The sequence below is a fragment of the Pseudomonas sp. 8BK genome (genome assembly GCF_902506475.1).
Classification (GTDB): domain Bacteria; phylum Pseudomonadota; class Gammaproteobacteria; order Pseudomonadales; family Pseudomonadaceae; genus Aquipseudomonas; species Aquipseudomonas anguilliseptica.
In genome coordinates, this window is the sequence record NZ_LR733252.1 from 67,266 (window position 1) to 89,877 (window position 22,612).

The following is a 22,612-nucleotide window of genomic DNA, read 5'->3' on the forward strand; positions in this document are numbered from 1 at the left end:
CTCGGCTCGCAATCATCTGCACCAAGCCTATCAGAAGCACCGCAGCGGATGGACGGCACAACCAAGCTGATTACCCGCCTTCCGCTGATCCGCTCTATCGTGCCGTTTATAGCCTGGCGGCTGAACTTTGTCGGGTGTCGCGAGACTAATTTGCGCTGAGTTTGAGGAGTCAGTGACGCATCGTATTTCTCGATATTTCAAAGCGAAAAATTCCGCTTTTAGTCGATAGGTTTGTTGCTAGTCTTGCTCCACTCGCGGTTCTGGTTCTTCCTTCGGAAAGTTTTCAATGCAATGGCGCAATAGTTCTTCTCACTACGGCCTGGTCAGCATCCTGCTGCACTGGCTGGTGGCGGTGGCCGTGTTCGGCCTGTTTGGCCTGGGTTACTGGATGGTCGGTCTGGATTACTACAGCAGCTGGCGCCAGACCGCACCTGATCTGCACAAGAGCATCGGCCTGGTGCTGTTTGCCGTGATGCTGGGGCGGGTGATTTGGCGCTGGGTTAGTCCGCCGCCGGCGAGTTTGCCCGACCACGGACGGATGACCCGTCTGGCCAGCAAGCTGGGTCACAGCTTTCTCTACCTAGGGCTGTTTGTGCTGATGATTTCCGGCTACCTGATCTCTACGGCTGACGGTCGCGGTATTCCGCTATTCGGTTTATTTGAAGTGCCGGCCAGCTTGACCAGCATTCCTGATCAGGAAGATGTTGCCGGGTTGGTGCATGAATACCTGGCGTGGGCGTTGGTGGTTTTTGCTGGCGTGCATGCCCTGGCTGCGTTGAAACACCACTTTATTGATCGCGATCGTACGCTTACGCGGATGTTCGGTCGGTAGTTACCTCTGTTGTTTCCGGGGCTGGACTGGCCCCATTCCACACTCACAAGGAGCATGTCCATGTTGAAGAAAACCCTCGTAGCCCTGGCACTTGGTGGCGCATTGATCGGCGCTGGTCAGGCGATGGCGGCTGATTACGCCATCGACAAGCAAGGCCAGCACGCCTTCGTCAATTTCAAGATCAGCCACCTGGGCTACAGCTGGTTGTACGGTACGTTCAAGGACTTCGACGGCAGCTTCAGCTTCGACGCCGCCAAGCCGCAGGACAGCAAGGTCAATGTCACCCTGAACACCACCAGCGTCGACACCAACCACGCTGAGCGTGACAAGCACATCCGCAGCGGTGACTTCCTCAACGTCAGCAAACACCCAACGGCGACCTTCGCCTCCACATCGGTCAAATCCACCGGTGAAGGCACTGCCGATATCACCGGCGACCTGACCCTTAACGGTGTGACCAAGCCGGTGGTGATTGCCGCCAAGTTTATCGGCGAAGGCAAGGATCCATGGGGCGGCTACCGTGCCGGCTTCGAAGGCAGCACCAAGCTGAAGCTGAAAGACTTCGACATCCAGAAAGACCTCGGCCCGGCTTCTCAGGACGTTGAACTGATCATCTCGGTTGAAGGCGTACGCAAGTAAGCCAGCCAGGCGGGACATAACCCGCCTGTTAGACCAGCCAACAAAAACGCCGCCCAATGGGCGGCGTTTTCGTGTACGGCTAGCTGACTATGACTCTTCGCGGTTGCGTGTCAGCAGGGCCGGCTTTTCGCCACGCGGACGTGCACTCGCCAATTCGTCGAGCTGCTCCGGGGTCGGGAAGCGGTCCAGGCGCGAGCCTTTGTGCACGATCACCGGTTGCTTGTCGCGCGGGCTTTTCACCGCCGCTTCCTGGCGTGGTAGCTCGTCACGGTTTAGCGAGGTGGTGCGGGTGTCGCGTGGTGGCCGTGCCCGGCCGGAACCATTACGGCCCTGACCACCTTGGCCGCCAGCCCCAGCGCCCTGACGACGGCCTTGACCGCCAGCATTGGCGCCACCGCCATTGCTACGCGGCGGTTTGGCTGGGCGAGCGCCATTGCTAGCGCTCGGGCCTGAAGCAGGCGCACCGGGCCGACGGCCACGGTTCTGCTGCTTGTTCTGATTTGGGCTGACGTAGTCGACCCGGTTACCGAAGTTGTCGATCTCATCGTCGCGGAACTCGTCCGGCGCGCGGTCCGGAGGCAATGTGGGCACGGCTGGCGCGCTGGCGCGAGCTGAGTTGCGTGGCTGTTGCGAGCGGCCACCTTGTGGCTTGCGGTTGTTGTCGCGTCCGCTGTCCTTGCCTTTGTCCTTGCGCCCGCCGCCATGGCGTTCGCCTTCCGGCTTGGCGCCGCGTGGTTGGCGCGGTTTCTGCGGCTCGCGCACTTCCGGGCGCTCGGCCTCGACGGTGCTGGCATCGAAACCCAGCAAATCACCATCAGGGATTTTCTGCTTGGTCATCCGTTCGATGCCCTTGAGCAGCTTCTCCTCGTCCGGAGCAACCAGCGAGATCGCTTCGCCGCTACGGCCGGCACGTCCGGTACGGCCGATGCGGTGCACGTAGTCTTCTTCAACGTTGGGCAGCTCGAAGTTGACCACGTGTGGCAGCTGGTCGATATCCAGGCCGCGGGCGGCGATATCGGTGGCGACCAGGATGCGCACCTTGTTCGCCTTGAAGTCGGCCAGGGCCTTGGTGCGGGCGTTCTGGCTCTTGTTGCCGTGAATCGCCACAGCCGGCAGGCCATGCTTGTCGAGGTACTCGGCCAGGCGGTTGGCGCCGTGTTTGGTGCGGGTAAACACCAGTACCTGCTCCCAGGCACCCTGAGTGATCAGGTGGGCGAGCAGTGCGCGTTTGTGGCTGGCAGCCAAACGGAATACGCGCTGTTCGATGCGCTCGACCGTGGTGTTCGGTGGCGTGACTTCGATGCGCTCCGGGTTGTGCAGCAACTTGCCGGCCAGGTCGGTGATGTCCTTGGAGAAGGTCGCCGAGAACAGCAGGTTCTGCCTCTGTGCGGGTAGCTTGGCGAGGACCTTCTTCACGTCATGGATAAAACCCATGTCGAGCATGCGGTCGGCTTCGTCGAGCACGAGGATTTCCACGTGCGACAGGTCGATGGCGCGCTGGTTGGCCAGGTCGAGCAGACGGCCGGGGCAGGCCACCAGCACATCGACGCCCTTGGCCAGGGCCTGGATCTGCGGGTTCATGCCAACGCCGCCGAAGATGCAGGCGCTGACGAATTTCAAATCGCGGGCATACAGCTTGAAGCTGTCATGCACCTGGGCGGCCAGTTCGCGGGTTGGGGTCAATACCAGGACGCGCGGTTGTTTCGGGCCGTGACGCTGTTCGCGATCCGGGTGACCGTTGGGGAACAGTCGCTCGAGGATCGGCAGGGCAAAACCGCCTGTCTTACCTGTACCCGTCTGGGCCGCCACCATCAGGTCGCGACCTTGCAACGCGGCGGGGATGGCCCGCTGTTGCACCGGAGTGGGTTGGGTGTAGCCGGCGGATTCGACCGCACGGACTAAAGCCTCGGAGAGACCGAGGGAGGCAAAGGACATGTGTAATCCTGTCTAGTGAGGGCGTAGCCCTATGGGGTGTATTGCCTGGCTTGAATCACGCTTGGGGGGCGCAATCCCGTCCGGTACTACTGGCCTCTGGGGGCTAGCATCCGGGCGCAAGCCTGGCGGGAAGGCCCGAGTATAACAGAGCGGCCGGTCTGTGCGAGCGTCTGCCTGCTCGGTGGTCGCGCGCCATTGCCATGCCAGCAACGGCGCGGGTTTCACCGCTTTAGCTGGTCAATTTGTAGCAGGGTACATAGGCGCTGTTGCCCGGCAGCTTCATCCGATGCTGATCGACGAAGGCCTGCAGCAACTGGTCGAGCTGGAGCATGATGTCGCGCTCCCCGGTGATTTCGTAGGGGCCGTGCTGCTCGATCAGGCGGATGCCCTTGTCCTTGACGTTACCCGAAACAATCCCGGAAAACGCCCGACGCAGGTTGGCGGCCAGCTCATGTACCGGTTGTTCGCGCGTCAGCTTGAGGCTGGCCATGTTGGCGTGGGTTGGTTCGAACGGGTGCTGGAAGCTCTCATCGATCTTCAGCAGCCAGTTGAAGTGGAAGGCGTCGTTGTGTTCGCGGCGAAACTGTTTGACGGCCTTGATCCCTTCAGCCATTTCCCGGGCGACCTGCTCGGGGTTGTCGATGATGATGCGATAGCGCTGCTGCGCCGCCTCACCCAGGGTTGCGCCGATAAATTCATGCAGCTGCTTCAGGTACGCTGCGGCGCTGCGTGGCCCGGTCATGATCAGCGGGAAGGGAATGTTCTGGTTGTCCGGGTGCATCAGGATGCCGAGGAAGTACAGCAGCTCCTCCGCCGTGCCCGCGCCGCCGGGGAAGATGATGATGCCGTGTCCGACGCGGACGAAGGCCTCCAGGCGCTTCTCGATGTCCGGCAGGATCACCAGCTCGTTGACGATCGGGTTGGGCGCTTCGGCGGCGATGATCCCGGGTTCGGTCAGGCCCAGATAACGGCCATGCACGTTGCGTTGTTTGGCGTGGGAGATGGTTGCGCCTTTCATCGGTCCCTTCATCACGCCAGGGCCGCAACCGGTGCAGATGTCCAGACCGCGCAGGCCCAGTTCGTGGCCGACTTTCTTGGTGTATTTGTATTCTTCGGTGCTGATTGAATGGCCGCCCCAGCACACCACAATCTTCGGCTCGACGCCGGCGCGCAGAGTGTGGGCGTTGCGCAGCAGGTGGAAGACGTAATCGGTGATGCCCTGAGAGCTGCCAAAATCGATGCGCTGATTTTCCAGCTCGCTCTGCGTGTAGACGATGTCGCGCAGGGCGCTGAACAGCATTTCGCGGGTGCTGGCGATCATCTCACCATCGACAAAGGCGTCAGCTGGAGCGTTGAACAGCTCCAGGCGGATGCCGCGGTCCTGCTGCAGGATATTGATCTCGAAGTCTGGGTAGGCTTCCAGAATGGTCTTGGCGTTGTCACTGTGCGAGCCGGTGTTGAGGATGGCCAGGGCGCATTGACGGAACAGCGCGTAGACGCTGCCGGAGCCGGTCTCGCGCAGTTGTTGCACTTCCCGCTGCGAGAGGGTTTCCAGGCTGCCTTTAGGGGTGACTGAGGCGTTGATGGTTTTTCTGCTGACCATTGAGCAACTCCATGGAGGTCTTGAGCTTCAAGCTATGCAGGGTTGACCTTGAGGTCAAGGTCGGCGTCGGTGTCGAGTCGCTGCAGGATATGTCTGAGGCAGGGCGCTCAGAGGCGGAAAGATGATGTCGTCCATGGCACCAGCGGTGCCATGGACGGGGTTGTACGCCTCAGCGTGGCAGCTTGAGGTTGTTCCAGATCGCCAGGCTCGGTTCAGCCTGGTTCATGCTGTAGAAGTGCAAACCCGGGGCGCCGCCTTGCAGCAGGCGCTCGCACATTTCAGTGATGACCTGCTCACCATAGGCCTGGATGCTGTCGGTATCGTCACCGTACGCTTCCAGTTGCTTGCGCACCCAGCGCGGGATTTCCGCACCGCAGGCATCGGAGAAGCGCGCTAGCTTGCTGTAATTGGTGATCGGCATGATGCCCGGCACCACAGGAATATCCACGCCCAGTTTTTGTACGCGTTCGACGAAGTAGAAGTAGCAGTCGGCGTTGAAGAAGTACTGGGTGATCGCACTGTCCGCGCCGGCCTTGGCCTTGCGCACGAAGTTGGCGATATCGTCTTCGAAGTTGCGTGCCTGCGGGTGCATTTCCGGGTAGGCGGCCACTTCGATATGGAATTGATCACCTGTTTCTTCGCGGATAAAGCTGACCAGCTCGTTGGCGTAACGCAGTTCGCCGCTGGCCATGCCCATACCGGACGGCAGGTCACCGCGCAGGGCGACGATGCGCTTGATCCCGGCATTCTTGTACAGGTTCAGCAGCTCGCGCAGCTCGGCCTTGCTGTCACCGACGCAGGACAGGTGCGGCGCAGTCGGTACTTTGATCTCGCCGTCGAGTTGCAAAACGGTATTGAGCGTACGGTCGCGGGTGGAGCCACCGGCACCGTAGGTGCAGGAGAAGAAATCAGGTTTGTAGCCCGCCAGTTGGCGCGCTACGTTCATCAGTTTTTCGTGCCCGGCTTCGGTCTTGGTGGGGAAGAACTCGAAGCTGTAACGGCGTTCTTGGCTCATAGGGTGTCTAGCCTTGCAGGCGTAAGGTGGAGGGCGCTGTTCCGTCCACCTTGCGGGAAGTCGGCGGTGGATAAGCCAGAGGCTTATCCACCCTACGCATTAGTAGCGGTAAGCGTGCGGCTTGAACGGGCCTTCCTGCGGCACGCCGATGTAGTCGGCTTGAGTCTTGGTCAGCTGGGTGACGACGCCGCCGAAGCCTTTGACCATTTCCAGAGCCACTTCTTCGTCGAGTTTCTTCGGCAGCACTTCCACGGTCAGGCGCTCGGCTTTCTGGGCTGGCGACAGGTCGGCGTACTTCTGGCCGAACAGGAAGATCTGCGCCAGTACCTGGTTGGCGAACGAGCCGTCCATGATTCGGCTTGGGTGGCCAGTGGCGTTGCCCAGGTTCACCAGACGGCCTTCGGCCAGCAGGATCAGGTAGTCATCGTTGTGCGGATCGAAGCTGCCTGCGCCGGTGCGGTGGATCTTGTGCACCTGCGGCTTCACTTCTTCCCAGGCCCAGTTCTTGCGCATGAAAGCGGTGTCGATTTCATTGTCGAAGTGACCGATGTTGCACACCACGGCACGCTTTTTCAGGGCCTTGAGCATGTTGGCGTCGCAGACGTTGACGTTACCGGTGGTGGTGACGATCAGGTCGATCTTGCCCAGCAGCTGGGTGTCGATGCTGGCGGCGGTGCCGTCGTTGATGCCGTCCTTGAACGGCGAAACTACTTCGTAGCCGTCCATGCAGGCCTGCATGGCGCAGATTGGGTCCACTTCGGTCACGCGTACGATCATGCCTTCCTGGCGCAGCGATTGTGCCGAGCCCTTGCCCACGTCGCCGTAGCCGATCACCAGCGCTTGCTTGCCGGACAGCAGGTGGTCGGTGCCGCGCTTGATGGCGTCGTTGAGGCTGTGGCGGCAGCCGTACTTGTTGTCGTTCTTGCTCTTGGTCACCGAGTCGTTGACGTTGATTGCCGGGATCTTCAGCTCGCCCTTGGCCAGCATGTCCAGCAGGCGGTGTACGCCAGTGGTGGTTTCTTCGGTGACGCCGTGGATGCGCTCAAGCATCTGCGGGTATTTCTTGTGCAGGATCTCAGTCAGGTCGCCGCCATCGTCGAGGATCATGTTGGCATCCCATGGCTTACCGTCCTTGAGGATGGTCTGCTCGATGCACCATTCGTACTCTTCTTCGGTCTCGCCCTTCCAGGCGAATACCGGGATACCGGCGGCAGCAATGGCAGCAGCGGCCTGGTCCTGGGTGGAGAAGATGTTGCACGACGACCAGCGTACTTCGGCGCCCAGTGCAGTCAGGGTTTCGATCAGCACGGCAGTCTGGATGGTCATGTGGATACAGCCGATGATCTTCGCGCCTTTCAGCGGCTGCTCGCCGGCGTATTTGCGACGCAGGCCCATCAGGGCTGGCATTTCCGATTCGGCGATGATGGTTTCACGACGGCCCCAGGCAGCCAGGGAAATGTCGGCGACTTTGAAATCGTTAAAAGCGGCGCTCATAAAAAAGCTCTCCATTCGTTGTCTGCGAATGGGCGCCGTTGATGCGTATGGTTAACGCCCCATCCGAGCCTGACAGGCGGAAGGTTGATTTGAATTCGCCTGATTGCATTGCTGGAATGCGAGGCTTGGAGATTCAAAACAAACTTACCGCATGCTGCAGCGCCCCTCGGACAGGTGGCGGGTGCGACCGGAGCTGTGCCGGCCACATGAAGCTGGCGAAGTATAGCCATCCTGCGGCGTAAGCCCAAGGCTTTCTGTCGGGGTGATTGGCTGTTGCGCCGTGTGTTCTGGCCGCTTCAGTCATGGTCTTTACGCGGTGCCTGAGTCAGGCTGCCAGCCTCATTTTCCCTGCCTTTGGAGCTGCCATGACGATTGCCTACTGGTGTGTGTTGATTGCCCTGTTTTTGCCTTATCTGTCGACCATCACGGCCAAGGCCGTCAGCGGTGGTTTCAGCCCCAAGCACAACCATGATCCGCGGGCCTTGCTGAACAGCCTCAGCGGCGTCGGGCGGCGCGCCAACAATGCCCAGCTCAACAGCTTCGAGGTCACGCCGGCGTTTTCCGCCGCGGTGATCATCGCCCACCTGGCCGGTGGTGCCGAGCAGACGCTGCTCGATCAGTTGGCGATGGCCTTTGTCGCCAGCCGCATCCTCTACTTCATCTGCTACCTGGCCGACTGGGCTGCGGTGCGTTCGCTGGTGTGGTTTGCCAATATGGGGCTGATTATCAGCCTGTTTGTGGTTTCGGCTTGAGCCTGACTGATGCGAGTGCATGTGCTCTGAAATGGTGCGCGCAAATGCGCTGCTAAGGGGCGAAAACCCCCGTCGTTGAAGGCGTACAGCATCTTGCGGGCTGGCCTGGCTAGGCTAGTGTTGTAACGGCGGTAGGAATCGCCGCAGCCAGTCCGTGAGGGATGCGCCATGTCAGCCACTCTATTCTTCGACCGTCTGTTGTGCGCCATAGGTCTGCGCACCCTGAACCAGCAGTTCCTGTTCTCCTACGCCCTGATGTTCTTCCTGGCGCTGGTCGCCTCGGTGGCTCTGTACCTGAATATGGCGGTGTCGCCGGAGACCATCAACGTCGCCGGTGCCCAGCGCATGCTGAGCCAGAAGATGACCAAGGAAGCCCTGTTGTTGCGTGAGGGCACCATCGAACGGACGGCGCTTGAGGCCACCATCCAGCAGTTCGCCCAGGCCCATGAGGCCCTGCTCAAAGGCAGCGGCGAGCGCAAGATCAGCGTGATCAAAGAGCCGCAGATCCAGGCGCAGATGGCCCTGGTCGGTAAGCATTGGGAGGGCTTCCGTAGCCAGCTGGAGGCCTTGGCTGGTGGCGCGCAGAAGGTCGACCTGGCGGCGCTGGAAGGGGCCTCGACCACCTTGCTGCGGGAAATGAACAAGGCCGTGGGGCTGATGGCCAGTCATGTCGAGAGCCGCCAGCGCAGCCTGATGTGGCTGGCCTTCGGTTGTTTGCTGGGCATCCTGTTGTTGGTGGTGCTGGGGCGGCAGTTTGGCCTGCGTCCGCTGATGGCCAATCTGGGTATGGTGGAACATGGCCTGACCCGGGTCGGCGGCGGCGATTTCACCCGGGGCCTGGACGGCGAGCAGCGCGACAACGAGATCGGCCGCATCATTGCCGGTTACAACCGCATGCAGGGTGAGGTGCGGGCCTTGCTGGGTGAGGTCAAGGTCTCGGGCGGACACACCCAGGCCCATGTGCAGCAAGCCTTGGCCCTGGCGCAGGCCGCCGGCGAAGGCGCGCGGCGACAGCATGAGAACCTCGATCAGGTGGCCACCGCCATGACCGAAATGAGTGCCACGGTGGCCGAGGTCGCTCGCCATGCCAGTCAGGCCGCCGAGTCGGCACGCAGCGCCGATGACTGTGCGCAGACCGGGCAGCGCGCGGTGCAACGCAGCGGCGAGCTGTTGGCCAACCTGTCGCAACAGATGGAACACAATGCCGAGAGGATGGTGGCCCTGCGCGAGGAAACGGCCGGGGTCGGCAAGGTACTTGAGGTGATCACCTCCATTGCCGAGCAGACCAATCTGCTGGCACTCAATGCCGCCATCGAAGCGGCCCGTGCCGGCGAGGCCGGGCGCGGCTTTGCCGTGGTCGCCGACGAGGTGCGCACCCTGGCCAGCCGCACCCAGCAGTCCACCGGGGAAATCCAGGCGATCATCCAGCGCCTGCAGACTGGCGCGCAGCAAGCCGCGGAGGGTATTCAGGAAAGCACCACACTGGTGCGCAACAACCTGCAGCATATTCAGGAGGCCAATCTGGTACTGGACACCATTGTCGGCACGGTGGACAGCATCAATGCGATGAATGCGCAGATCGCCACGGCGGCCGAGGAGCAGAGCCAGGTGGCCCACGACATCGACCAGCGGGTGGCGGAGGTGTCTGGCCTGGCCGAGCGCAGTCACGACGATGCGCAGAGCGTGATGCAGGTCAGCAGCCAGATCCACGGTGAGGTGCAGCGTCTGACCGGCCAGCTAAGTCGCTTTCAGACTTAGTGGCCCGGGCGGCTGCCGCTGGGCATCTGCGCCTGCAGTATTGGCTGGCCATCTGCGATACTGCGTGCCCTTTAGAGCCGACCGCGATACTCGTTGATGAAAAGCCGATACCTGCTGGTGCCCCTCCTTGCCTTGACCCTGGCTGCTTGCGGCGGGGTCGACCCCAATTCGCCGCAGGGTCAGCGGCAGACCATCTTCAAGCAGATGCTCAAGGTCAGCGAAGACCTTGGCGGCATGCTGCGTGGACGCATTCCTTTCAATGAGCAGCGCTTCGTCAGCGGTGTCGCCGAGCTCGACCAGCTGACCCGCACACCCTGGCAGCACTTTCCGCAGGCGCGCGAAGAGGGTGAAGAAAGTCGCGCCAAGGATGACGTCTGGCAGCGTCAGGCGCGTTTTCAGGAACTGGCCAGAGCCATGGAGGCCAGCACCGCGGCGCTTCTGGCCGCCACGGCCACGCAACCGTTAAAGCCTGAGGCGCTGACAGCACCGGTGCAGCGTGTTGAAGACAGTTGCAAGGCCTGTCATGAAGAGTTTCGCGCGTTCTGACTCGCGTTTAGAACCCCGCGATCTGCGCCGCTCGCAGTTGGGCGCGCAGAGCCTTGACTTCCGGATGTTGAAAGAAGGCGCGCAATTGCTCCGCGCGCTGCGGGCCGATGCCGGGTTGGCGTTGCCAGTCGGCTACGCTGCGTTGCGCCAGGGTCTCCCAGTCGGCGTCCAGCGCCAGATTGCCATTGCCTGGCAGGCCGAGCGCGCGTAGCCAGTCCTGCATGGGGCGTTCGCGGGCCAGGCGAAAACTCTGTTGCAGTGCGGCGGAGCTGCGTGGGCCGAGGCCGGGAACGCTGCTGAGCTGCTCGTTTGAGAGGTGCAGCCAGTCGAGCAGGCTGTCGAGTTGTTGCGCGTGCAGCAGTTTTTCCCAGGTGCCGGGGCCCACGCCCGGCAATGCCAGGCCTTGTTTGCCGCTGAGCCATGCCAGGCGTGCGCGGAACTGGCTGGCGCAGGCTGGTGTGGCGCGCCAGCAGCTTAGTGGGTGGTAGGCCGCAGGGTCAGGCACCTGCAGGGCGGCGCGTTGTTGGGTGCGCCAGAGCACGCTGTCCAGCGCGGGAATGGTCAGGCCGGAGAGGCGGATCACCACCTGGTCACCCGGGCGGATGTCCAAGGCTTGCCAGCGTTGCAGCGAGCCTGCGCTGACATACTCGATGCGTCGATCATCCAGCTTTAGCGGTTGTACGCGCAGCACCGGGGTGATGCGACCGCTGCGGCCGATGCGAAAGTCCACCGCTTGTACCACGGCCAAGGCCTGGTTCACCGGGTATTTCCAGGCTACGGCCCAGTGCGGCGGTTCGGCTTGCCAGCGCGCCGCCGCCGGACGTTGCCCTTGGCGCAGAACCACGCCATCGGTGGCAAAGGGCAGGGGGCTGTTGTACCAGCGTTCGCGCCAATTGGCGGCTTGTTCCAGGTTGCGGATCGGCTGACTGAAGTGCTGGCTGTCGGCAAAGCCCAACTCCGCCAGCTGCTGCAGGCGCTGAGGCATCAGTGCTGGGCCATCGGGCCAATCCCAGACAAACAGGCCAATGCTCGCGCCTTCCTCGGTGCTTAGCATCTGCCGGTTCATCAGGCCGGCCACCTTGCTGCGTGCGCCGAGGCCGCCGGATGTGTGCTGGATATGACCCGGCAGGCGCCAGTACAGTTCGCCCTGCAGAACCAGGCTGAGCGGCTTGGGCAGTCGTGCGGGAAGCGCCGGCAGGTGGCGCGCGTGGGCACTCCAGTCCTGGCCGCTGCGACCGTCGCCGCGACTGATCAGCTGCTGCAATTGGCCGTCGCGGTAGACCAGGCTGACGGCAACCCCGTCGACCTTGGGCTGAATCCACAAATCTTCACGATTGGCGATCCAGGCGCCTGCGGCGTGGCTATCGGCCAACTTGCGCAATCCGGTATGGGCGGCTGGATGGTGATAACGGCCGTTGCTGGTGCTGAGTGGATCGCTCGTGGCGACTGCGGTTTCAGGGAAGCAGGCCCGCCAGCGCTGCAGGTTGGCGTTGGCCTGGTCATAGAGTTCGTCCGCCACCAATGATTGGCCTTGACGATGGTAGGCATCGTCCCAGGCCGCCAGTTGCTGGCTCAGTGCAGCGATTTCCAGTTCGGCGCGTTGCCCCGGCCAGTCCGGGCAGGGGGCGGCCCAGGTGTCGAAGGTTAAGGCTGTGAGTAACAGCGCGAGAGCGACTTTCATGCTGAGCATCCTTGCTCCGGAGCGGTTTATCCAGCGTAGCAGCTATGCTTGATGGATCAGCTTTAGCGCGTGTTTGGGGGTGGTTGTCGTTATGCCAATGGGTTTGCAGCGGTTTAGTCGGGTGTGTTTATGCCTGTGTGCCATGGGTTTTGCGCCTTTTGGCGTGGTGCGTGCCGCTGATGATGTGGTGTCGCCGTGGCGGTTTGTGCACAACGCACCGGAGACGGAGGGTGACCAGCGTTATGCCTATCACTGGCGTGTATTGCGTGCGGCGCTGGAGGTGACTCGCAGCAAGTATGGCGACTATCGGCTTGAACCCGGCCCGCCGATGAGCGAGAAGCTGCAGGTGGTTGAGATGCAGCGCGCGCATGGTGGACTCAATACCCTGGTGCTGGATGCCACGCAGACTCTGGAGCAGGCCCTGCAACCGGTGAAAATCCCGGTCGATAAGGGGTTGCTCGGTTATCGGGTCTTTCTGATTCAGGCCGAGGATCAGCCGCGTTTTACCGGCGTGCGGTCACTTGAACAGCTTCGCCAGCTGCGCTTTGGCCAGCAGCGTGAATGGTCCGATGTGGCGGTGTACCAGGCGGCTGGTCTACCGGTGGTCACTGGCAGCAGCTATGAAGGCCTGTTCCATATGCTGATGCTGCGGCGTTTCGATGCCTTTGGTCGGGGTGTCAGTGAGGTTGGTGGTGAGCTGGCACATTGGCGCAAGCAATACCCGCAGATGGCCATCGAACGCGAGCTGCTGCTGTATTACCCGCTGCCGGTGTACTTCTGGTTTGCCCGCACCGATGAGGGACGGCTACGGGCGCAGCGTGTCGAGGAGGGCATGCTCGCGCTGATTGCCGATGGCACTCTGGATCGGTTGTTTACCGAGGAATATGCGACCACCATCCAGCAACTTGGCCTGGATAGTCGGCGCACATTGAGAATTGCCAATCCCCACCTCTCTTCCAACCATCCTTTCGATAATGCCGCCTATTGGTTTACGCCGATGCCCTAGTGCAGAGAACCGGCAGTTGAACGCAATAAAAAACCCGCCGTAGCGGGTTTTTTATGCAGCCGAGGCTGGGCTTACAGGCCGGCAGCGGCGCGCAGGTCGGCGACCTTGTCGGTCTTCTCCCAGGTAAAGGTGCTGAAGGTGTCGTCGCCGACGGTCTTCTGCTGCGGCGTACGGCCGAAGTGACCGTAGGCGGCTGTCTCCTGGTACATCGGGTGCAGCAGGTCGAGCATCTTGGTGATGGCGTACGGACGCAGGTCGAAGACTTCACGCACCAGCTTGATGATCTTGTCTTCGGCGATCTTGTGGGTGCCGAAGGTGTTGATCGAGATGGAGGTCGGCAGGGCCACGCCGATGGCGTAGGACACCTGGATCTCGCAGCGGTCGGCCAGGCCGGCAGCAACGATGTTCTTCGCCACGTAACGACCGGCGTAAGCGGCGGAACGGTCAACCTTGGACGGGTCCTTGCCGGAGAATGCGCCACCGCCGTGACGGGCCATGCCGCCGTAGCTGTCGACGATGATCTTGCGACCGGTCAGGCCGCAGTCGCCCACTGGGCCGCCGATCACAAAGTTGCCGGTTGGGTTGATATGGAACTGGGTGTCCTTGTGCAGCAGTTCGGCTGGCAGGGCGTGCTTGATGATCAGCTCCATCACGCCTTCACGCAGATCGCTCAGCGATACTTCCGGGTTGTGCTGGGTGGACAGCACCACGGCGTCGATGCCGACCACTTTGCCGTTTTCATACTGGCAGGTGACCTGGCTCTTGGCGTCCGGGCGCAACCACGGCAGCAGGCCGGACTTGCGCGCTTCGGCCTGACGCTGCACCAGCGCGTGGGAGAAGCGGATCGGAGCGGGCATCAGCACGTCGGTTTCGTTGCTGGCGTAGCCGAACATCAAGCCTTGGTCGCCGGCGCCCTGGTCTTCCGGCTTGGCGCGGTCGACGCCCTGGTTGATGTCCGGGGACTGCTTGCCAATGATGTTCATCACGCCGCAGGTGGCACCGTCGAAGCCGACGTCGGAGCTGGTGTAGCCGATGTCGCAGATCACGTCGCGGACGATCTGTTCCAGGTCGACCCAGGCGCTGGTGGTGACTTCGCCGGCGACGATGGCTACGCCGGTCTTGACCAGGGTTTCCACGGCCACGCGGGCGTGTTTGTCCTGGGTGATGATGGCGTCCAGCACCGCATCGGAAATCTGGTCGGCGATTTTGTCCGGATGGCCTTCGGATACGGACTCGGAGGTAAAGAGGGAGTATTCGCTCATCGTGCGGGTTCCTGTTGGTGACCGGTAATTGCAGCCCGGAGGCCGTGAGTTATTGAAGGTTTGGCAAAGTGCCGCACCTGAATCTGGAAGCCGTTGCGCAAGCCCACATAGAGGCTTTCGCAGATGTTGAGGCCCGCAGCGGCGGCCCAGCGCGCCAGGTCGTCCTGTTCGAAGCCCAGCCACAGGTCGCCGCAGGCCTCGCGGGCCCAGCTCTGGTTGTGGCTGCACAGTTCGGTGATCAGCAGGCTACCGCCGGGTTTCACGCGTTGCGCCAGCTGCTTAAGCGCCTCGGCCGGGGCGGCGAAGTGGTGCAGCACCATGTTCAGCACCAGGCAGTCGGCGGCCGGGTAATCGTCTTGCAGGGCGTCGGCCAGTTGCAGCTGAACATTGTGCAGGCCTTCCTCGGTGCAGCGTTGGCGGGCCAGCTCAAGCATCGCCGCGCTGTTATCCAGTGCTAGCACCTGCTGGAAGCGCTGCGCCAATTCCGGGAGAAAGCCGCCATCGCCAGGGCCGACCTCCACCGCGCAGGCTGCGTCGGCAAACTCCAGGGAGTCGAGCAGCGCCAGTACGCTGTCGCGGTACTGTGGCAGGCCGGCGATCAGGTCCTGCTGAGCCTGGAAGCTCGCTGCCGTACGGGCGAAGAATTCCTGGCTGGCGGCGGCGCGTTGGCCATGCACTTCGGCAATCCGCCCTTGCACCTCGGCCGGCAATTGCAGGCTGTCGATTTCTTCGAGCAGGGCATTGTGCAGGCGGCTGCCGAGCTGTTCGCTCTGCGCCAGGGCGCGGCGGTAGAAGATCGCATTGCCTTCGCGGCGGGTGGCCACCAGGCCAGCCTGGGCCAGTACCTTGAGGTGGTGGCTGATGCCGGATTGACCGGTGGCGAAGATCTGCGCCAGCTCCAGTACGCCGAACGAGTCGTTGGCCAGGGCGCGCAGAATATTCAGGCGCAGCGCATCGCCGCTGGCCTTGCACAGGGCAGCGAGGGCATCGACAGGCTCGAAGGTCAGATGGGCGGCGCGCATATTCATAGGTCGGGAAGTCTAGTCGGTCATTTTTTATCCAGCAAGGGCAATATCAAAAAGTTTTGATATTGCCCTTGCTGGTGCTTAGCGCCTGTTCCACCTGCTCCAGCAGTGCATTAGCGGCCGGACTCAGGCTGTGTTCACGGCGCCAGACGGCATGCAGGTCGCGACTGATCTGCAGGTCGCGGACGGGCAGGTGGCGCAGCTGTCCGCTGCGCAGCTCCTGCTGCACTGCCAGTTCGGAAATCCAGGCCACGGTCTGGCCGGCCAGCAGGCTGCGTTTCAGTGCCTCGCTATTGCCCAGAGCCATGGCGATACGAGGTTGCAGGCCGAGCGCCTGGTAGGCCTGCTCCAGGCTGGCGCGGGTGCCGGATCCCTGCTCGCGGATCAGCAGGGCGGCGTCGGCCAGTTCAACCGGGCTGACGCTCGCCTGCTTGGCCAGCGGATGCTTGGGGCTGGCGACGGGCAGCAACGCATCCGTGCCCAGGTGGCGGTGATTGAACTGCTCCGCGGTGAATGGCCCCTCAATAAAGGCCAGGGTGATGGCGTTGTCTTCCAGTTGTTGCAGGCAGGCTGCGGTGTTGTCGATCTGCAGGCTCAGTTGCAGGTCGGGGTACTGCTGATGAAAGGCCGCAATCAGCGCTGGCAACAGGTAGCTGCCGAGGGTAGCGCTGGCGCCCAGATGCAGTTCGCCGCAACCGAGGTTGGCGAAGGCTTGCAGGTCGCGCTCGGCGGCCTGCTCAAGGGCAAAGATGCGCTCGGCATAAGGCAGCAGGCGTTGCCCGGCGGCGGTGAGGGTCACGCCACGGCTTTGTCGATCAAACAGCGGCAGGCGCAGGCGTGCTTCCAGCTCGCGGATCTCGCGGGTCACCGCAGGCTGGCTGATAAACAGGCGGGCGGCCCCGGCGCTGATGCTGCCGGTCTGGGCGATGGCGAGAAAGACTTTGAGGTGGTGCAGATTCATAAATAGAAGGTATGTCTTGTATCTTTTATATGTATTTTACCTATAGCACGCGTCTGCCTAATCTCCCAGTCATGGATCGCTCGTGGCGATTGTCTGTGAGGAATGCCGTGATGTTGCGCCCCTTTACCCGTTTGCATGAACCGCTGGCTTTTGTTCGTCAATTCACCCCCAGCTGGTTCGCCATGACCATGGGCACCGGCGTGCTGGCCCAGGTGGTGGCCAAGCTGCCACTGTCTTTCCCTGGGCAGATGCTGCTGGCCGAAGGCCTGTGGTGGCTTACGGTGTTGCTGTTCGGTCTGTTCAGTGTGCTGTTTGCCGCGCGCCTGCTGCTGTTTCGCGACACGCTGTGGCCGATGCTCGATCACCCGGTGCAGTCGATGTTTCTGGGGGCGATCCCCATGGGGCTGGTGCAGGTGATCAACGGCTTGCTGCTGTTTGCCGTGCCGCTGCATGGCGCCGCCCTTGTGACGCTGGCCCATGGCTTGTGGTGGCTGGCGCTGGTCTTGGCCCTGGGCGCTGCGCTCGGCGTGCCCTATTTGATGTTCACCCGGCAGAAGCATGTGCTGGAAACCCTGACCGGCGTTTGGCTGCTGCCGATTGTCGCCCCTGAGGTGGTGGCCAGCGGCGCGGCCGCCTTGGCGCCGCACCTGGCAGCGGAGTCGGCGCAATTGCTGCTCAGTCTGGGCTATGTGCTGTGGGGCTTGTCGCTGAGCCTGGCGTTTGCCCTGATCGCCCTGGTGCTGCTGCGCTTGGCCCTGCACAAGTTGCCGGATATGGACTTTGCCGCCAGCAGCTGGCTGCCACTGGGGCCGCTGGCCACCGGTTGCCTGGGCCTGATCAGCCTGGGGCAGGCGGCGCCGCTGGCCTGGCAGGGGACGGCCTTGCAGGGTGCGGCCGAGATGGCGCAGCAGCTGGGCCTGGTCGGTGGGTTGGCGCTGTGGGGTGCAGGGCTGTGGTGGCTGGTGGCGGCCAGTCTGTTTACCCAGCACTACCTGCGCCGTGAGCTGCCCTTTAACCTGGGCTGGTGGGGGTTCACCTTCCCGCTGGGGGTATTCACCCTGGCCACCTTTGCCCTGCAGCAGATGACCGGCCTGGCCTTCTTCACCTGGGTGGGCCTGCTGCTGGCAGCCAAGCTGGTGCTGGTCTGGGTGCTGGTGATGCGCCGTACGCTGCACGGTTTGTGGCACGGTGAGCTGTTTCGCGCCCCCTGTCTGGCCACGCAAGCATCGATTTGAGGCGGCTGGCCGGGGGCTAATCGCTGATTGTCTGGGGTTAACGACCATCTGTGATTGCCCCCATGGCGCCGCTGGGCGAAAATGGCCGCCTTTTTCGACCCTCAGTTGCCCAAGCAGCCCCCGCAGGAGATTCAGTGATGCCCAGCCGTCGTGAGCGAGCCAATGCCATTCGTGCCCTCAGCATGGATGCCGTGCAGAAAGCCAACAGCGGCCACCCCGGTGCCCCGATGGGCATGGCGGATATTGCCGAGGTGCTGTGGCGTGACTTCCTCAAGCACAACCCAAGCAACCCGAACTTCGCCGACCGTGACCGCTTTGTGCTGTCCAACGGCCACGGCTCGATGCTGATCTACTCGCTGCTGCACCTGACCGGCTACGACCTGGGCATCGAAGACCTGAAAAACTTCCGCCAGTTGCACAGCCGCACCCCGGGCCACCCGGAATACGGCTACACCCCAGGCGTGGAAACCACCACTGGCCCGCTCGGCCAGGGCATCGCCAACGCCGTCGGTTTCGCCATTGCCGAGAAAGTACTGGGCGCGCAGTTCAACCGTGACGGCCACCAGATCGTTGACCACTTCACCTACGCCTTCCTCGGCGACGGCTGCATGATGGAAGGCATCAGCCACGAAGTCTGCTCGCTGGCCGGCACTCTGGGCCTGGGCAAGCTGGTGGCGTTCTATGACGACAACGGCATCTCCATCGACGGCGAAGTCGAAGGCTGGTTCACCGACGACACCCCGGCGCGCTTCGAAGCCTACGGCTGGCAGGTGATCCGCAATGTCGACGGCCACGACGCCGATGAAATCAAGATGGCCATCGAGACCGCGCGCAAGACCAGCGACCGTCCGACCCTGATCTGCTGCAAGACCACCATCGGTTTCGGTTCGCCGAACAAGCAGGGCAAGGAAGAGTGTCACGGTGCACCGCTGGGCAACGATGAAATCGCCCTGACCCGCGCCACTCTGGGCTGGAACCATGGCCCGTTCGAAATCCCGGCGGATATCTACGCCGAGTGGGACGCCAAGCAAGCCGGTGCCGCTGCCGAAGCAGCCTGGAACGACAAGTTCGCTGCTTACGCCGCCGCCAACCCAGAGCTGGCCAGCGAATTTACCCGCCGTATCAGCGGTGAGCTGCCGGCTGATTTCGCCGAGAAAGCCGCTGCTTATATCAAGGAAGTCGCCGAGAAGGGCGAAACCATTGCCAGCCGCAAGGCCAGCCAGAACGCGCTGAACGCCTTTGGCCCGCTGTTGCCGGAGTTCCTCGGTGGTTCGGCTGACCTCGCCGGTTCCAACCTGACCCTGTGGAAAGGCTGCAAGGGTGTGTCGGCTGACGACGCATCCGGCAACTATATGTTCTACGGTGTGCGTGAGTTCGGCATGAGCGCGATCATGAACGGCGTCGCCCTGCACGGCGGCTTCGTGCCGTACGGCGCGACCTTCCTGATCTTTATGGAATACGCGCGCAACGCGGTGCGCATGTCGGCGCTGATGAAACAACGTGTGCTCTATGTATTCACCCACGACTCCATTGGTCTGGGCGAAGACGGCCCGACTCACCAGCCAATCGAGCAGCTGGCCAGCCTGCGCGGCACGCCGAACCTCGACACCTGGCGCCCATGCGACGCCGTTGAGTCTGCCGTGGCCTGGAAATACGCCATTGAGCGCAACGACGGCCCGAGCGCGCTGATCTTCAGTCGGCAGAACCTGCCGCACCAGAGCCGCGATGCTCAGCAGCTGGCGGATGTCGCCCGCGGTGGCTATGTGCTGAAAGACTGCGCCAGCGAGCCGGAGCTGATCCTGATCGCCACCGGTTCGGAAATCGGTCTGGCCATGCAGGCGGCTGCCAAGCTGGAAGAGCAGGGCCGCAAGGTGCGCGTCGTGTCGATGCCATCGACCAGCGTGTTCGACCAGCAGGACGCCGGCTACAAGCAGGCCGTGCTGCCGCTGCAGGTCAGCGCGCGTATCGCCATCGAAGCCTCGCATGCCGACTACTGGTACAAGTACGTGGGTCTGGAAGGTCGCATCATCGGCATGACCACCTTCGGTGAGTCGGCCCCGGCTCCGGCGCTGTTCGAGGAGTTCGGCTTTACCGTCGAAAACATCCTGGAAACCGCCGCCGAGCTGCTCGACGCCTGAGTGAGAACGACGCAGTAGGGTGGATGACGCTCTTTTCATCCACCGTCACTCAGACGGTGGATCGATAAAGCGCGATCCTCCCTACGGCTCATCCGAGACCTCCTATGTCCAAGCGCCCCTATCGAATTGCCCTCAACGGTTACGGCCGTATCGGCCGCTGCGTGCTGCGCGCGTTGCATGAGCGCGGTGCGGGAGCGCGGTTGGAAATTGTTGCGCTGAACGATCTGGCCGATCAGGCCAGCATCGAATACCTGACCCGTTTCGACTCCACTCACGGGCGTTTTCCCGGTGAGGTGAGGGTCGATGGTGATTGCCTGCATATCAATGGCGACTGCGTAAAAGTACTGCGTCAGGCCAGCCCGGAAGCCATCGACTGGGCCGCGCTGGATATCGACCTGTTGCTCGAGTGCTCCGGTCAGTACACCAGCCGCAACGAGGCGCAGCGCTTTATTGCGGCTGGCGCGCCGCGAGTGCTGCTGTCACAGCCGATGGCCAGTGAGGCCGATATCGACGCCACGGTGGTTTATGGGGTCAATCAGGATTGCCTGAGTGGCACCGAGTTACTGGTGTCCAACGCCTCCTGCACCACCAACTGCGGTGTGCCGCTGCTCAAGCTGCTGAATGAGACGGTGGGCATTGACTATGTGTCGATCACCACCATCCACTCGGCGATGAACGACCAGCCGGTGATCGACGCCTACCACCACGAAGACCTGCGTCGCACGCGCTCGGCCTTCCAGTCGGTGATTCCCGTGTCCACCGGTCTGGCCCGCGGTATTGAGCGTCTGCTGCCGGAACTCAGCGGGCGTATCCAGGCCAAAGCCATTCGTGTGCCGACGGTGAACGTGTCGTGCCTGGACATCACCCTGCAGACCGCGCGTGATACCTCAACCGAGGAGATCAACCGCGTGTTGCGTCAGGCCGCGGAAAGCGGCCCGCTCAAGGGCTTGCTGGCCTACACCGAACTGCCGCACGCCAGTTGCGACTTCAACCATGACCCGCACTCGGCCATCGTCGACGGCAGCCAGACCCGCGTCTCCGGGCCGCGTCTGGTCAACCTGCTGGCCTGGTTCGACAACGAGTGGGGGTTTGCCAACCGCATGCTCGATGTCGCCGAACACTTTCTCTCCCTGACTACTCCAGCCCCCGTGAAGGACTGATATATGACCGTTCTGAAGATGACCGACCTCGACCTCGCCGGTAAGCGCGTGCTGATCCGCGAAGACCTCAACGTGCCGGTAAAAGACGGCGCGGTGAAGAGCGACGCGCGCATCCTCGCCTCCCTGCCGACCATCAAACTGGCTTTGGAGAAGGGCGCAGCGGTCATGGTCTGCTCGCACCTGGGGCGTCCGACCGAAGGCGAGTTCAGCGAAGAGAACAGCCTGGCGCCGGTCGCGGCTTACCTGAGCAAGGCGCTGGGCCGCGACGTACCGCTGGTCAAGGACTACCTGGGCGGCGTCGAGGTGAAAGCCGGCGAGATCGTGCTGTTCGAGAACGTGCGCTTCAACAAGGGCGAGAAGAAAAACGCCGACGAGCTGGCCCAGCAATACGCCGCCTTGTGCGACGTGTTCGTCATGGATGCCTTCGGTACCGCTCACCGCGCTGAAGGTTCGACCCATGGCGTGGCCAAGTTCGCCAAGGTCGCCTGCGCCGGCCCGCTGCTGGCGGCCGAGCTGGAAGCCCTGGGCAAGGCGCTGGGTGCACCGGCCCGTCCGATGCTGGCCATCGTCGCCGGCTCCAAGGTGTCGACCAAGCTGGATGTGCTCAACTCCCTGGCCGATATCTGCGATTCGCTGATCGTCGGTGGCGGTATTGCCAACACCTTCCTCGCCGCTGCCGGCCTGCCGGTGGGCAAGTCGCTGTACGAAGCGGATCTGGTCGACACCGCCAAGGCCATCGCCGCCAAGGTCAGCGTGCCGCTGCCGGTTGACGTGGTCGTCGCCAAAGCCTTCGCTGAAGACGCCGAAGCCACCGTCAAGCTGGTGGCTGATGTGGCTGAAGACGACATGATTCTGGATATCGGCCCGCAGACCGCTGCGCAGTTTGCTGAGTTGCTGAAATCCTCGAAGACCATCCTGTGGAACGGCCCGGTCGGGGTGTTCGAGTTCGACCAGTTCGGCAACGGCACCAAGGTGCTGGCCCAGGCCATTGCCGAAAGCCAGGCGTTCTCCATCGCCGGTGGCGGTGACACCCTGGCGGCCATCGACAAATACAGTGTTGGCGCTCAGATCAGCTATATCTCCACTGGTGGCGGCGCCTTCCTCGAGTTCGTCGAGGGCAAGGTATTGCCGGCTGTTGAAGTGCTGGAACAACGCGCTAAGGCATAAGCAGCCTGATCATGGAGCGAGCCCCGATGATGAAGCGGATTACCCTGCTGACGTTGCTCAGCCTGCTTGGCGCCTGCGCCAGTCAGCCGGCACCGTCGGATAACTGGACGCGCTGGGTGTGCGACAGCCAAACCGAAGTGCTCTGGCGTTTTGCCGACAGCAGCCGTGAGTCCGTTGATGTGCGTTTGGGCGGTGGCGATATCGTCTATCGCCTGACCCAGGAGCCTGCCGGCTCGGGTGCGTTGTACAGCGACGGCCTGTTGTCCTTTCATATCAAGGGCGAAGAAGGGCTGGTCTACTGGACGGCCAAGGATGACCTGATCGGCCGTGGCTGCAAGGCACCCTGACAACGACTTGAACACAGGCCGGGTTCACCCCCGGTCTTAATGACTTGAATAGCGCC

At 62.5% G+C, this 22,612-nt stretch carries 19 protein-coding genes and 1 riboswitch; of the genes, 11 read left to right on the top strand and 8 right to left on the bottom strand.

What is annotated here, in order from left to right; translation table 11 throughout:
• Nucleotides 1-286: 286 nt before the first annotated feature.
• Nucleotides 287-832: a cytochrome b gene (locus ACIN8IBEIGE_RS00315; RefSeq protein WP_160012900.1), complete on the top strand. Its 546-nt coding sequence runs from the start codon at nt 287-289 to the stop codon at nt 830-832.
• A gap of 60 nt (nt 833-892) precedes the next feature.
• Complete coding sequence (locus ACIN8IBEIGE_RS00320) at nt 893-1,471, top strand: YceI family protein (protein ID WP_090250063.1); 579 nt, start codon at nt 893-895, stop codon at nt 1,469-1,471.
• 87 nt (nt 1,472-1,558) lie between these two features.
• Here ACIN8IBEIGE_RS00320 and ACIN8IBEIGE_RS00325 read toward each other — a convergent pair whose 3' ends face one another.
• The 4 genes from ACIN8IBEIGE_RS00325 to ahcY all read right to left on the bottom strand — a co-directional run bounded on the left by ACIN8IBEIGE_RS00325 (nt 1,559) and on the right by ahcY (nt 7,518).
• Entirely contained in the window at nt 1,559-3,406 is a 1,848-nt protein-coding gene (locus ACIN8IBEIGE_RS00325; protein WP_090380436.1) for a DEAD/DEAH box helicase, read from the bottom strand.
• Nucleotides 3,407-3,635: 229 nt separating this feature from the next.
• Nucleotides 3,636-5,009, bottom strand: a complete 1,374-nt coding sequence (gene ppnN / locus ACIN8IBEIGE_RS00330; RefSeq protein ID WP_160012901.1) for a nucleotide 5'-monophosphate nucleosidase PpnN — start codon at nt 5,007-5,009, stop codon at nt 3,636-3,638.
• Between the two features lie 169 nt (nt 5,010-5,178).
• Nucleotides 5,179-6,024 carry a methylenetetrahydrofolate reductase [NAD(P)H] gene (gene metF, locus ACIN8IBEIGE_RS00335; RefSeq protein WP_160012902.1) on the bottom strand — a complete coding sequence of 282 codons (846 nt, stop codon included), beginning with the start codon at nt 6,022-6,024 and terminating at the stop codon, nt 5,179-5,181.
• Nucleotides 6,025-6,123: 99 nt separating this feature from the next.
• Nucleotides 6,124-7,518 (bottom strand): adenosylhomocysteinase, encoded by a 1,395-nt coding sequence (gene ahcY, locus ACIN8IBEIGE_RS00340; RefSeq protein ID WP_256665012.1) that lies wholly within the window; start codon nt 7,516-7,518, stop codon nt 6,124-6,126.
• Between the two features lie 23 nt (nt 7,519-7,541).
• A riboswitch (S-adenosyl-L-homocysteine riboswitch) is annotated at nt 7,542-7,692 on the bottom strand.
• Nucleotides 7,693-7,883: 191 nt separating this feature from the next.
• On the opposite strand from ahcY, the gene ACIN8IBEIGE_RS00345 reads away from it, so the two are divergent.
• The 3 genes from ACIN8IBEIGE_RS00345 (at nt 7,884) to ACIN8IBEIGE_RS00355 (ending at nt 10,574) form a co-directional block, all read left to right on the top strand.
• Nucleotides 7,884-8,270 (top strand): MAPEG family protein, encoded by a 387-nt coding sequence (locus ACIN8IBEIGE_RS00345; RefSeq protein ID WP_160012904.1) that lies wholly within the window; start codon nt 7,884-7,886, stop codon nt 8,268-8,270.
• A 168-nt stretch (nt 8,271-8,438) separates the two neighbouring features.
• Nucleotides 8,439-10,028 (top strand): methyl-accepting chemotaxis protein, encoded by a 1,590-nt coding sequence (locus ACIN8IBEIGE_RS00350; protein WP_160012905.1) that lies wholly within the window; start codon nt 8,439-8,441, stop codon nt 10,026-10,028.
• A gap of 96 nt (nt 10,029-10,124) precedes the next feature.
• On the top strand, nt 10,125-10,574 hold the full coding sequence (locus ACIN8IBEIGE_RS00355; protein WP_160012906.1) for a cytochrome c: 450 nt from the start codon (nt 10,125-10,127) through the stop codon (nt 10,572-10,574).
• Nucleotides 10,575-10,581: 7 nt separating this feature from the next.
• On the opposite strand, the gene ligB is transcribed toward ACIN8IBEIGE_RS00355, so the two are convergent.
• Nucleotides 10,582-12,264 carry an NAD-dependent DNA ligase LigB gene (gene ligB / locus ACIN8IBEIGE_RS00360; RefSeq protein ID WP_256665013.1) on the bottom strand — a complete coding sequence of 561 codons (1,683 nt, stop codon included), beginning with the start codon at nt 12,262-12,264 and terminating at the stop codon, nt 10,582-10,584.
• A 133-nt stretch (nt 12,265-12,397) separates the two neighbouring features.
• Here ligB and ACIN8IBEIGE_RS00365 point away from each other — a divergent pair, with 133 nt between their 5' ends.
• A complete protein-coding gene (locus ACIN8IBEIGE_RS00365; protein WP_218579692.1) occupies nt 12,398-13,261 on the top strand; it encodes a transporter substrate-binding domain-containing protein in 864 nt (287 codons plus the stop codon).
• A gap of 71 nt (nt 13,262-13,332) precedes the next feature.
• Here ACIN8IBEIGE_RS00365 and metK read toward each other — a convergent pair whose 3' ends face one another.
• The 3 genes from metK to ACIN8IBEIGE_RS00380 are packed head-to-tail and all read right to left on the bottom strand — an operon-like array spanning nt 13,333 to nt 16,509.
• Nucleotides 13,333-14,523, bottom strand: coding sequence for a methionine adenosyltransferase (gene metK, locus ACIN8IBEIGE_RS00370; protein ID WP_160012909.1), 1,191 nt, complete (start codon nt 14,521-14,523; stop codon nt 13,333-13,335).
• Nucleotides 14,520-15,551, bottom strand: a complete 1,032-nt coding sequence (locus ACIN8IBEIGE_RS00375) for a metalloregulator ArsR/SmtB family transcription factor (RefSeq protein WP_160012910.1) — start codon at nt 15,549-15,551, stop codon at nt 14,520-14,522. The genes metK and ACIN8IBEIGE_RS00375 overlap by 4 nt, the downstream gene beginning before the upstream one ends.
• A 46-nt stretch (nt 15,552-15,597) precedes the next feature.
• On the bottom strand, nt 15,598-16,509 hold the full coding sequence (locus tag ACIN8IBEIGE_RS00380; RefSeq protein WP_160012911.1) for a LysR family transcriptional regulator: 912 nt from the start codon (nt 16,507-16,509) through the stop codon (nt 15,598-15,600).
• 110 nt (nt 16,510-16,619) lie between these two features.
• On the opposite strand from ACIN8IBEIGE_RS00380, the gene ACIN8IBEIGE_RS00385 reads away from it, so the two are divergent.
• From ACIN8IBEIGE_RS00385 to ACIN8IBEIGE_RS00405, 5 genes are all read left to right on the top strand, one after another.
• The gene (locus tag ACIN8IBEIGE_RS00385) at nt 16,620-17,744 is read left to right on the top strand and encodes a TDT family transporter (RefSeq protein ID WP_160012912.1); all 1,125 of its coding nucleotides are present in this window, start codon (nt 16,620-16,622) and stop codon (nt 17,742-17,744) included.
• A 137-nt stretch (nt 17,745-17,881) separates the two neighbouring features.
• Nucleotides 17,882-19,882 (top strand): transketolase, encoded by a 2,001-nt coding sequence (tkt, locus tag ACIN8IBEIGE_RS00390; RefSeq protein ID WP_160012913.1) that lies wholly within the window; start codon nt 17,882-17,884, stop codon nt 19,880-19,882.
• Between the two features lie 104 nt (nt 19,883-19,986).
• A complete protein-coding gene (gene epd / locus ACIN8IBEIGE_RS00395; protein WP_160012914.1) occupies nt 19,987-21,042 on the top strand; it encodes an erythrose-4-phosphate dehydrogenase in 1,056 nt (351 codons plus the stop codon).
• A gap of 3 nt (nt 21,043-21,045) precedes the next feature.
• Nucleotides 21,046-22,209: a phosphoglycerate kinase gene (locus tag ACIN8IBEIGE_RS00400; protein WP_160012915.1), complete on the top strand. Its 1,164-nt coding sequence runs from the start codon at nt 21,046-21,048 to the stop codon at nt 22,207-22,209.
• A 29-nt stretch (nt 22,210-22,238) separates the two neighbouring features.
• Entirely contained in the window at nt 22,239-22,556 is a 318-nt protein-coding gene (locus tag ACIN8IBEIGE_RS00405; RefSeq protein WP_160016266.1) for an MliC family protein, read from the top strand.
• Nucleotides 22,557-22,612 lie beyond the last annotated feature (56 nt).